At 44.3% G+C, this 10,955-nt stretch carries 10 protein-coding genes and 1 tRNA gene; 8 read left to right on the forward strand and 3 right to left on the reverse strand.

Translation table 11 applies throughout. From position 1 onward, the window contains the following. Positions 1–347: 347 nt before the first annotated feature. A complete protein-coding gene (locus R8O11_RS16910) occupies positions 348–1,193 on the forward strand; it encodes a magnesium transporter (protein WP_005380062.1) in 846 nt (281 codons plus the stop codon). Here the strand turns inward: R8O11_RS16910 and dacB are convergent. Continuing rightward, positions 1,172–2,593 (reverse strand): serine-type D-Ala-D-Ala carboxypeptidase, encoded by a 1,422-nt coding sequence (dacB, locus tag R8O11_RS16915; protein WP_017635897.1) that lies wholly within the window; start codon positions 2,591–2,593, stop codon positions 1,172–1,174. The genes R8O11_RS16910 and dacB overlap by 22 nt on opposite strands. Before the next feature lie 186 nt (positions 2,594–2,779). After that, complete coding sequence (locus R8O11_RS16920; protein WP_005380064.1) at positions 2,780–3,802, reverse strand: porin; 1,023 nt, start codon at positions 3,800–3,802, stop codon at positions 2,780–2,782. A gap of 545 nt (positions 3,803–4,347) precedes the next feature. Here R8O11_RS16920 and greA point away from each other — a divergent pair. Beyond that, complete coding sequence (gene greA, locus R8O11_RS16925) at positions 4,348–4,821, forward strand: transcription elongation factor GreA (RefSeq protein ID WP_005380065.1); 474 nt, start codon at positions 4,348–4,350, stop codon at positions 4,819–4,821. 84 nt (positions 4,822–4,905) lie between these two features. On the opposite strand, the gene yhbY is transcribed toward greA, so the two are convergent. Next, on the reverse strand, positions 4,906–5,202 hold the full coding sequence (gene yhbY, locus R8O11_RS16930) for a ribosome assembly RNA-binding protein YhbY (protein ID WP_005380066.1): 297 nt from the start codon (positions 5,200–5,202) through the stop codon (positions 4,906–4,908). 138 nt (positions 5,203–5,340) lie between these two features. Here yhbY and rlmE point away from each other — a divergent pair, with 138 nt between their 5' ends. From rlmE to R8O11_RS16960, 6 genes are all read left to right on the forward strand, one after another. Further along, positions 5,341–5,970: a 23S rRNA (uridine(2552)-2'-O)-methyltransferase RlmE gene (gene rlmE, locus R8O11_RS16935; RefSeq protein WP_005388985.1), complete on the forward strand. Its 630-nt coding sequence runs from the start codon at positions 5,341–5,343 to the stop codon at positions 5,968–5,970. Between the two features lie 108 nt (positions 5,971–6,078). Further along, on the forward strand, positions 6,079–8,052 hold the full coding sequence (gene ftsH, locus R8O11_RS16940; protein WP_017635895.1) for an ATP-dependent zinc metalloprotease FtsH: 1,974 nt from the start codon (positions 6,079–6,081) through the stop codon (positions 8,050–8,052). A 52-nt stretch (positions 8,053–8,104) separates the two neighbouring features. After that, complete coding sequence (folP, locus tag R8O11_RS16945) at positions 8,105–8,935, forward strand: dihydropteroate synthase (RefSeq protein WP_017820419.1); 831 nt, start codon at positions 8,105–8,107, stop codon at positions 8,933–8,935. Between the two features lie 19 nt (positions 8,936–8,954). Then, positions 8,955–10,295, forward strand: a complete 1,341-nt coding sequence (gene glmM, locus R8O11_RS16950) for a phosphoglucosamine mutase (protein WP_005388992.1) — start codon at positions 8,955–8,957, stop codon at positions 10,293–10,295. 220 nt (positions 10,296–10,515) lie between these two features. Next, positions 10,516–10,854 carry a preprotein translocase subunit SecG gene (secG, locus tag R8O11_RS16955; RefSeq protein ID WP_005380080.1) on the forward strand — a complete coding sequence of 113 codons (339 nt, stop codon included), beginning with the start codon at positions 10,516–10,518 and terminating at the stop codon, positions 10,852–10,854. Between the two features lie 16 nt (positions 10,855–10,870). Then, a tRNA-Leu gene (locus tag R8O11_RS16960) sits at positions 10,871–10,954 on the forward strand. The last annotated feature ends 1 nt before the right edge of the window (position 10,955 follow it).

Here is a 10,955-nt window from a genome sequence, read left to right on the forward strand (position 1 = left end):
GTAAAACTTCCATACCTGATGAACTTTGCTACTATACTAGCGCTGCCAATAATGGCAGCGCTATTGGAGATTTACATGAACAATACCGACCATCCTCCCAGTCGTTGGGTGAGTAAGATTAAGGGAGCGAAATAGCCCGCTTCGGTATTGGCGATCTCCGCCTTACCTAAGTGGTGAGGCATCTTTTCTAATTTTCTTCTCGTTATTTCCTTCATACATTCTGAATAGACAGTGCATTCGCATTGGTTTTCTCTGTGCATCTTATTTGTTGTCTGACTTTTAGCGTGCAAGAGTGGCTTTTCATGCTTTGTCGATGGTCGTTACCAATGCCAATCGGGAGATTCGCCATGACGGTAATGAACAACACTTTTATTGAAACAACACCAAACTTTTCTGAAGTAGAAATTGGTGCTGCTCGCAATGCATTCTTGCAGTACGAGCAAGAGCAACAAGTCCATTTGCTTACGGTTATGCCGATTGATGAGGCTGTAGGTATTTTACAGCATTGCTCTGTCGGCTATGTGAATAGTCTTATTGCTCAACTTGAGCAAGCAGGTCATGACAAACGCGCACGTCATTATGCTCACCAACTGGGTCTGCATATGTCTGAAGTTGATACACCCGATGGTTATTTATCAACTAGTGTTTTAGGGCATGTAAAACAGCGTATTGGATGGATCATTGCGCTGGCTCTTTTAGGGATAGTGTCAGGCTTGATCATCGCTCAGTATGAGGACACCCTTAGTCAGCTTGTTTTACTTGCAGTGTACATGCCAGTGATTGCAGCTGCTGGTGGTAACACAGGAACACAAGCAGCAACTTTGGTGATTCGTGCTCTTGCTACTGGAGAGTTAAAAAAACGCCAATGGTTAGAAGTTTTGTGGAAAGAGAGCCGAGTCGCTCTATTTATTGCGCTAGCGATTGCTATCGTGATGATTGGACGCATTATGTTATTTAGTGCAGGACAATCAACAGGAGGCTTTGAACTGACCGATATCGCACTGGCAATAGCAGTTGCGCTGTTCATTCAAGTCACCATTTCTACAACATTGGGCGGGCTGTTGCCAATTATTGCACGAGCTTGCAAGTTGGACCCAGCCGTATTGGTGAGTCCAGTTCTTGCGTCTATCGTCGATATTTCAGGAATGTGGATTTACTTTAACGTGGTGAACTATTTCTTAGGTATTGCCTGACTAAAGTTCACAATGTCATTGTAAAAAAGCTGCTCAAAATGTGTAATCGGGGCGATGACAGGTGTGTTGTCGTCCCGTTTTTCTGGGAAGTAGTCTGAAACAAACTGAACAAAAATGGTGTTAGGTTGACCATTTTTATCCAAGCCATATCCAGCCATATTGTAAGTCCCGTAGATAGAGCCACTTTTCGCGATCAGCTGTCCTTTAATTGGAAGTTTTCGCATACTTTGTCGGTACTTTAATGTGCCGGATTCACCTGATTTCGGCATGATGGCAATCAATTTGAGTTCGTTTTCATGCTTCCAAATATAGCGCAGCATTTCAGCCATCTTGGTCGCGGAGATCCGGTTATTTCGCGAAAGTCCTGAGCCGTCTTCTAGGCGCGCATTACGAATATCAATACCAGTGTTGGCGAAAATGATCTGCTTGATCGCTTCTGTCCCGTTAGTAAAACTGCCTGGCTGAACGAAAAATTTAGCGCCAAGTGTTTTGGTTAATGTGTCGGCAATTAAGTTGTCAGAGTTTTTGAGCATATCTTCGAGAATGTCTGGTAAGGCTTTTGATTGATGCATTGCGATGAGCTTTCGCTGCTTTTCTGGCGCCGTACCGACCCTAATCTTTCCCGATACCCCAATGTTGAGCTCCTTGAGCAAAGCCGCCAACCTTTGACTGGTGTAACGCTCAGGGTCTTGAACCGCAAATTTCAGTGGCAATGGTTTGTCTCTTTCAACCAAGCACCCTGTTAGCTTGTAGTTGTTATCGGGATTTGCAACTAAACCTAAGTCACAATGACGACTTTTCTTAATGGTTTTAGAAACTGTTTCTACGGTACTTGTGACACGAATAGGTTGATGCTCTGGTACGTAGACCCGCGTTCCACCATCTTTTTGTGTATAGATAGAGGCTTGTACACAGTTGTTATTGAGTGTGATGGTCGATGCCGGAGCGCTGTAGCAAACTCCCAAGATATCCCACGGCCAGCCCACCGCACGGTTATAACCAGTGAATGCGCTGTTATCGAGCCATAGGTCACCGTTAATCCGTTTTAAGCCATTTTTCTTAGCTAGAGTGAGAAGTGATTTTAAGTCGTTGGTTTGGAGTGTTGGGTCGCCGACAAAGTAAATCACTGTATCTGAGTTCGACGTTTCCAGCTTGGTTCGAAACCGGAAGTTATCACCCAGTTCTAGCTTTGCGGCTAATGCGGTGACGATTTTTAATGTACTCGCTGGTGGGAACAGTTGTTCGGTAGGATGAACACCGTCAAGCTCAGCATTTTCACTGAGTTTTTCCGCAACTAAACTGATGCGGGCGCCTTCAGGCAACACCTCTTGATGAGGGTACGCTTGTGAAAAAGCAGAAAGTAATGAAGAGAATATGAGCAAGGGCCAACGTAAACGCATAATGATACTTTCTAAGGTGAGTTATGTGATTGAGTATACGCAAGTCCTTTCAATATGCTAGGTAACTAAAGAAATGCTTCAAATGTCTTCATGAATGAGACACGAGAGAAAGGCGCGCTGCTTAAAATGAAGTATAAAAAATGCCCGCTTAAAGCGGGCATTCGATATTCTAGTCAAAGACCGGAATTAGAAGTCGTAACGTAGACCTAGAGCTAGCTCGTCTTCAGCATCGATCTTAGTTGCAACTGTTTTGCTAGTGTCAGTTGAACCAAACTTGTCACCTGCATCAATCAGGTTGAAGTTGTAAGAAATGTAACCACGGAAGTTAGGCTTGAAGTAGTAAGAAGCATCAACAGCGAAGTTGTTTGCAGAAGTTTCGTTGTTAGTTTCTGCATTGTTGTATGATGTTGTAAATACTGTTTGGCCTAGAGTGTAAGCACCCGCTAGCTCGTAACCAGTGTAATCAACTGTGTTACTGTTGTTTGAATCTTCCATTTTCTCGCCGTCAGTGAATACACCAGCGAAGTAAAGATCAGACATTGTGTAAGATGCAGCTAGCATGTACTCGTTAGCTTTGTCTTGATCTGCGTAACCAGCACCTAGCTCAAGACCAGTGTCAGCTAGAGCGTAGATTGCAGATAGAGAGTAACCGTCTTGTTTGTTGTCGTAGTACTCACCAGTGTTTTTGTTTTCCATACGATCAGCGAAGCGGTAGCTTGCTTTTACGCTTAGGTTTTCAAACTGGCCTTTGTAAGCCATCATGTTGTCTGTACGGTCTGATACAGCTAGTTTGTCTGCTGCAGAGTTACCGTGGTAAGCCATGATATCTGTGAAGTCAGTGATAACGCCTAGTGCACCTTCAGTTTTACCGTATGCGAACTCACCGTAAGCACCGCCAAGACCAGCGTAAGCAAGACGAGTTTCTAGATCGCTCTTGTCGTCGCCGTCTACAGTACCGTTTTGAGCAGTCTCAAATTCACCTTCCCAGAAACCAACACCGTATAGGTTGTCATTGATTTCTTGTTTACCAAGGAAGTTTAGACGGATGCGAGATTTGTCTTGAGCGTCGCCATCTTTCATAGATAGACGTGCTTCAGCACGGCCGCCCATTTCTAGAGAAGTACCGTCTTGGTTGTAAAGTTCAGCTGCGTTTACGCCAGTTGCCATAGCTGCTGCAGATACAGAAAGAGCAATTAGAGTCTTTTTCATCTTATTTGTCCTAGTTAGCTGTCCATAATCATTGTTGTATGGGGGAGAGGTGATCTCTCACAAGTTGTTGGTCCAAAATTGGCTAATTGAGCGATATAGTTCGCACTTGTAAGCCATTGATCTAACAACTCGCTGGACATGTTTTACTGCTAAAGTTTCCGTATGAGTTAGTAAAATGATATAAATCCCACTGATGAACACTGTTCAATTGTGCGTTGTTTTTATTTAAATTACTGTTTTTGATTGAAATTATTGGCAATGACATTGGCCTGACATTGATTAGTTTTTATCTTTTTTGAGGTTTTTGGTGTAATGAACAGTGTTGTTTTTCAATAAATTGAGAAGGTGATTCGCCCTAGAACCGCTCTAAAAGTGAGTTATATCATTATGCCGAAAAGGCATATTCTTGCTGTCTTTCGAATTAAGATGATTTCGTCCGGGAGTTTGTTTACACTAAACGAAATACATCTTTAAGCGCACTACCCAGTCCTATGACAGGGTGGGCTTTTTTTGTCCAAAGACCCATTTGGGCTTGAGGTTATAAAATGGAAAAAGTTCCAATGACACTACGTGGCGAGCAAAAGCTACGTGCAGAACTCGATCGTCTACTTAAACTACGTCCTCAGATCTCAGAGGCAATTGCTGAAGCTCGTGAGCTAGGTGATTTAAAAGAGAATGCTGAATATCACGCCGCTCGTGAAGAGCAGGGCATTTGTGAAGCACAAATCCGTGACATTGAATACAAACTGTCAGTTGCTCAAGTTATTGATGTAACAAAGATGGAGAACACGGGTAAAGTTATTTTTGGTTCAACCGTAACCTTGATTGATATCGACACCGAAGAAGAAAAAACGTACCAAATCGTTGGTGATGACGAAGCCGATATCAAAGCAGGTCGCATTTCAGTGAGCTCACCTATTGCTCGTGGCCTGATTGGTAAGATGGAAGGCGATGAAGTTGCTATTCAAACTCCGGGTGGCGCGAAAGACTTCGAAATTGACCGAGTAGAATATATCTAAGTCGTTTGGAGTTGCATTATTACTCTGATAAAACGCAAAAAGGTCGCCTCAGGCGACCTTTTTTCTTCAGCAACGTAAGTAGAGTTACTTACGAGGGATTTCGATTTTACGCTCTTCAGACTGGCGGTATAGCACAAGCACTTTACCAATAGTCTGAACTTTTTCAGCGCCCGTCTCACGTACGATAGCGTCGATGATTAGCTGTTTTGTTTCACGATCTTCCGAAGCAACTTTTACTTTGATAAGTTCGTGATGGTTAAGAGCGATTTCAATTTCTGCTAGCACGGCTTCTGTAAGTCCATTTGCGCCCATTAGCACAACAGGTTTTAAACTGTGAGCTAGGCCTTTAAGGTGCTGCTTTTGTTTGGTGCTTAGGTTCATTACGCGGCCAATTTTCTTTAAAATAAGGGTTGAAAAAAGCTATTTTAACGCCATCTATTGCTGAAGACTATAATTTATTGAGTAATAGGTAGCGCCTATTAAAACAATAGCTCCAATTTGTGCCTTGTTGGGATTAAAATGAGTAAACAAAAACATTCGGCTAGTTCTGGTCGTTGGTTGAAAGAACACTTTGATGATAAATACGCGAATGAAGCCCGAAAAAAAGGCTACCGTTCACGTGCTTATTTCAAGATCGATGAGATTCAAACGAAAGATAAATTGTTAAAGCCTGGAATGACAGTCGTCGACTTGGGGGCTGCGCCGGGCGGATGGTCTCAATATGCTGCTAAGATAGTAGGGGACAGCGGTCAGATCATCGCGTGTGACTTGCTTCCTATGGACCCGATTGCTGGCGTTAGCTTTTTACAAGGCGACTTTCGTGATGATGCGGTATTGGAAGCTTTGCTAGAAAGGATCCAACCTTCCATGGTAGACGTAGTAATGTCTGATATGGCGCCTAACATCGCGGGAAACAATTCTGTTGATCAACCTCGCGCTATGTATTTAGTTGAATTAGCTTTAGATATGTGTCGACAAGTTCTAGCGCCTAATGGTAGCTTTGTCGTAAAGGTTTTCCAAGGGGAAGGCTTCGATCAGTATGTGAAAGAAGTCCGAGACATGTTTAAAGCCGTAAAAATTAGAAAACCAGACTCATCGCGAGCTCGCTCTCGAGAGGTCTTCGTCGTAGCCACTGGTTACAAAGGTTAACCATTTTGCTCTCTTGAGAGCGTGTTAACACTATAGCTACAGTTAATGAACTGTAGTACCCTACCTTTAATTACAATTAGTTATCGAGAGGCTTACACCTTGAGTGACATGGCAAAAAATTTAATTCTGTGGCTTGTTATCGCCGTCGTATTGATGTCGGTATTCCAGAGCTTTGGCCCTGGAGAAAGCAATGGCAGAACCGTGGATTACACCACGTTTGTACAGGAAGTTGGCCAAGGCCAGATTCAAGAAGCAACTTTTAAAGACGGTGAAATTAGCTTTGTTCGTCGTGGCGGCGGTGCCAAAATGGTCACTTACATGCCAGTGTATGACCAAAAGCTTCTAGATGACCTAATTAACCAAAACGTGAAAGTACAAGGCACGCCTCCAGAAGAGCAAAGCTTGCTTGGTACTATCTTCATCTCTTGGTTCCCAATGATCTTACTGATTGGTGTATGGATTTTCTTCATGCGTCAAATGCAAGGCGGCGGTGGTAAAGGCGCCATGTCTTTTGGTAAGAGTAAAGCTCGAATGATGAGCGAAGAACAAATCAAGACAACTTTTGCTGACGTTGCTGGTTGTGACGAAGCAAAAGAAGACGTGAAAGAACTGGTGGACTACCTACGCGATCCAAGCCGCTTCCAAAAACTGGGCGGTAAGATTCCAACGGGTGTTCTAATGGTTGGTCCTCCTGGTACGGGTAAAACGCTTCTAGCGAAAGCCATTGCCGGTGAGGCGAAAGTACCATTCTTTACTATCTCTGGTTCTGATTTCGTAGAAATGTTCGTTGGTGTTGGTGCATCTCGTGTGCGTGACATGTTTGAACAAGCAAAGAAAGCTGCACCTTGTATCATCTTTATCGATGAGATCGATGCGGTAGGTCGTCAACGTGGCGCAGGTGTTGGTGGTGGTCATGATGAACGTGAACAAACACTAAACCAAATGCTCGTTGAGATGGATGGTTTCGAAGGTAACGAAGGTATTATCGTTATCGCTGCGACTAACCGTCCGGACGTGCTAGACCCTGCGCTACTGCGTCCTGGTCGTTTTGACCGTCAAGTGGTAGTTGGTCTTCCAGATGTACGTGGCCGTGAACAGATCCTAAAAGTTCACATGCGTAAGGTCCCTCTAGCGGGTGATGTAGAGCCTTCTCTCATCGCACGTGGTACTCCAGGCTTCTCTGGTGCTGACCTAGCAAACTTAGTTAACGAAGCAGCCCTGTTTGCTGCGCGCGGTAACAAGCGCAACGTTTCTATGGTTGAGTTTGAACTGGCGAAAGACAAAATCATGATGGGTGCTGAGCGCCGTTCAATGGTGATGTCTGAGGAAGTGAAAGAGTCAACCGCATACCACGAAGCGGGTCACGCGATTGTTGGTCGCTTGGTTCCTGAACACGATCCAGTGTACAAAGTGTCTATCATTCCACGTGGTCGTGCGTTGGGTGTAACAATGTACCTTCCAGAGCAGGACCGCGTGAGTATGTCTCGCCAACACCTAGAATCAATGATTTCTAGCTTGTACGGTGGTCGTTTAGCAGAAGAACTTATCTACGGTGCTGACAAAGTATCAACCGGTGCTTCTAATGATATCGAGCGCGCAACAGATATTGCTCGTAAGATGGTTACTCAATGGGGTTTCTCTGAAAAGCTTGGCCCTCTGCTGTATGCAGAAGATGAAGGCGAAGTGTTCTTAGGGCGTAGTGTAACTCAGACTAAACATGTGTCTGACGATACAGCGAAGTTGATTGATGACGAAGTTCGTCAGATCATTGACCGCAACTACGATCGTGCGAAGAAGATTCTTCAAGAGAACATGGATATCATGCATGCGATGAAAGATGCGCTGATGAAGTATGAAACCATTGATGCTCGCCAGATTGATGACTTAATGGAGCGCAAAGCTGAAATTCGTGAGCCTGCGGGCTGGAGTGATAACTCAGCAAGCAAACCAGAAGACAGCGACAAGCCTCAAGCAAAGCAAGAAGTTAAAGAAGAAGCAACGGAGACTGCGAAAGATGCAGAACAGCCTAGCTCTTCTGAAACAACTTCTAACGAAGCGCCTGAAAAGAAAGACTCTGAATAAAGAGTATCGATAATATTAAACCCCGAGTTATCTCGGGGTTTTTGTGTTTATGATGATGATTACAGCAAATAACAAATCTTTGGACCTTTCGCGTCCACATGTCATGGCCATTCTAAATGTGACACCGGATTCCTTTTCGGATGGCGGTAAATACAACTCAATTGAACTTGCTCTTGCTCAAGTTGATAAAATGATAAAGGCTGGTGTAAGTATTGTTGATGTTGGTGGTGAATCAACAAGACCTGGTGCACCGGATGTGTCTTTGGAAGAAGAGCTTAGGCGTGTTGTCCCAGTAATCAAAGCCATTCGTGAAAAATATGATGTATGGATTTCCGTTGACACCAGTAAAGCAGAAGTGATGCGTCAAGCAATTGATGCTGGGGCTGATTTGATCAATGACATCCGCTCGCTGCAAGAGCCAGGTGCTCTGGAAGTCGCAGCAGAAGCAAACCTTCCAATTTGTCTGATGCATATGAAAGGTCAGCCTAGGACCATGCAAGTTGACCCTCATTATGATGATTTAATGGGGGACGTGTCGGCTTTTCTAGAAGAACGTATCGCGGCGTGTGAAGCAGCAGGGATTGATAAATCTCAACTGATTCTCGATCCTGGGTTTGGCTTTGGCAAAACAATCGAACACAATTATCATATGCTTGCTCATCTTGAAAAGTTTCATGAATTCGGCCTGCCTATTTTGGCTGGCATGTCTCGTAAATCCATGATCTTCAAACTATTAGACAAGCCAGCGGCTGAGTGTACGAACGCAAGTGTCGTTTGTGCTACGATTGCCGCGATGAAAGGCGCGCAGATCATTCGCGTGCATGACTTTGAAGAGACAATCGAAGCGATGAAAGTTGTTGAGATGACGAAAAACAATATTTAAAAATAATAAAGGAAAGTTTATGTCGAATGAAAGACGTTACTTTGGTACTGACGGTGTGCGCGGTAAAGTAGGACAATACCCAATCACTCCAGACTTCGTACTTAAGCTTGGCTGGGCTGCTGGTCGTGTACTAGCGAAACAAGGCACAAAGAAAGTTATCATAGGTAAAGATACACGTATTTCAGGTTATATGCTTGAATCTGCACTAGAGGCTGGCCTTGCAGCTGCGGGACTTAAAGCAACATTTACTGGTCCCATGCCAACTCCAGCTGTGGCATATTTAACTCAGACTTTCCGTGCCGAGGCTGGTATTGTGATTTCTGCATCACATAACCCATATTACGACAACGGCATTAAATTCTTTTCTTCTGAGGGTACTAAGCTACCTGACGATATCGAATTGGCGATCGAAGCTGAGTTAGATAAAGAAATTGAATGTGTGGAGTCTGCTGAGCTTGGTAAAGCAACCCGCCTAAATGATGCAGCTGGTCGTTACATCGAATTCTGTAAGAGTACTTTCCCATCTGAGTTGAGCCTTGCGAACTTTAAGATCGTAGTAGACTGTGCGCACGGTGCAACGTACCACATCGCTCCAAATGTTTTCAAAGAACTTGGGGCAGAAGTTATCGCTATGGGCGTAGAGCCTAACGGCATCAACATTAATGAAAAAGTGGGCGCAACAGACGTACGAGCACTTCAACAGCGTGTTGTTGAAGAGCAAGCGCACCTTGGTCTCGCATTTGATGGTGATGGTGACCGCATCATTATGGTCGATCACCTAGGTAACAAAGTTGATGGTGACCAAATTGCTTATATCATCGCTCGTGATGCTCTTCGTCGTGGTGAGCTAAAGGGTGGTGTTGTTGGTACACTAATGACTAACTTGGGTATGGAAAATGGTTTAAAGCAGCTAGGCATTCCGTTTGTACGTGCCGCTGTTGGTGACCGTTATGTCATGGAGCAACTGCTAGAAAAAGGTTGGAAAATTGGTGCTGAAAACTCAGGCCATGTGATCTTATTAGATAAAGTCACAACCGGCGATGCGATTGTTGCTGCACTTCAAGTACTTGCTTCTGTAATTGGCAGCGATATGTCTTTATATGAACTATCGCAAGGAATGACACTATATCCTCAGGTTTTAGAAAATGTCCGTTTCTCAGGAGAAAGTAACCCTCTTGAAGCTACAGCTGTATTAAACGCTGTCGCTGAAGTAGAGGCGACACTTGGTGATAAAGGGCGTGTACTGCTGCGTAAGTCTGGCACTGAGCCTTTGATCCGCGTTATGGTGGAAGGCGAAGATGGTGAACTAGTTCAACACTCAGCATTGAAAATCGCTGAGGCTGTTAAAGCAAGTTGTTAATCATTGCGTTAAAGCATGTCTTGAATGAAAAGGGCATCTTTTGCCCTTTTTTTGAGCGCTTAACGCATTGGCATTGATTTTTTACTAATTTTCCCTTGTCAGCGTTACTGGCTTTCGCTAGTATTGCTCCGCCTCCCGTTAGGAGGTCGCTAGCCTTGTTCATAATGATTTATTCTTTTGAACGGCGCTGGCTCAACAATTTGGAACATAGGTGGAAAAAATGTTTTCAGTTCTACTTGTGATTTACCTGTTGGCAGCGCTTGGTGTGATTGGCCTTGTGTTGATTCAACAAGGTAAAGGCGCAGATATGGGAGCCTCGTTCGGTGCTGGTGCTTCAAACACAGTGTTTGGTGCTGGCGGCTCAGGTAATTTCTTAACCCGAACAACTGCTATTTTAGCAACCGTATTCTTTATCGTTAGCTTGTTACTTGGTCGTATGTCTACGCACCAGACTGAATCACAATGGGTAGACCCAACGTTAGGTCAACCAGTTGTTGAACAAGTTAAGGATGCAGCGAGTGAAGTTCCTGCCCCAGCGGGTGATGAAATTCCTCAATAAGCTGTAAGGTTTTGATGCCGAGATGGTGAAATTGGTAGACACGCTAGCATGAGGTGCTAGTGCCTTAGGTGTGAGGGTTCGAGTCCCTCTCTCGGCACCAT

The organism is Vibrio sp. 1288 (genome assembly GCF_033344475.1).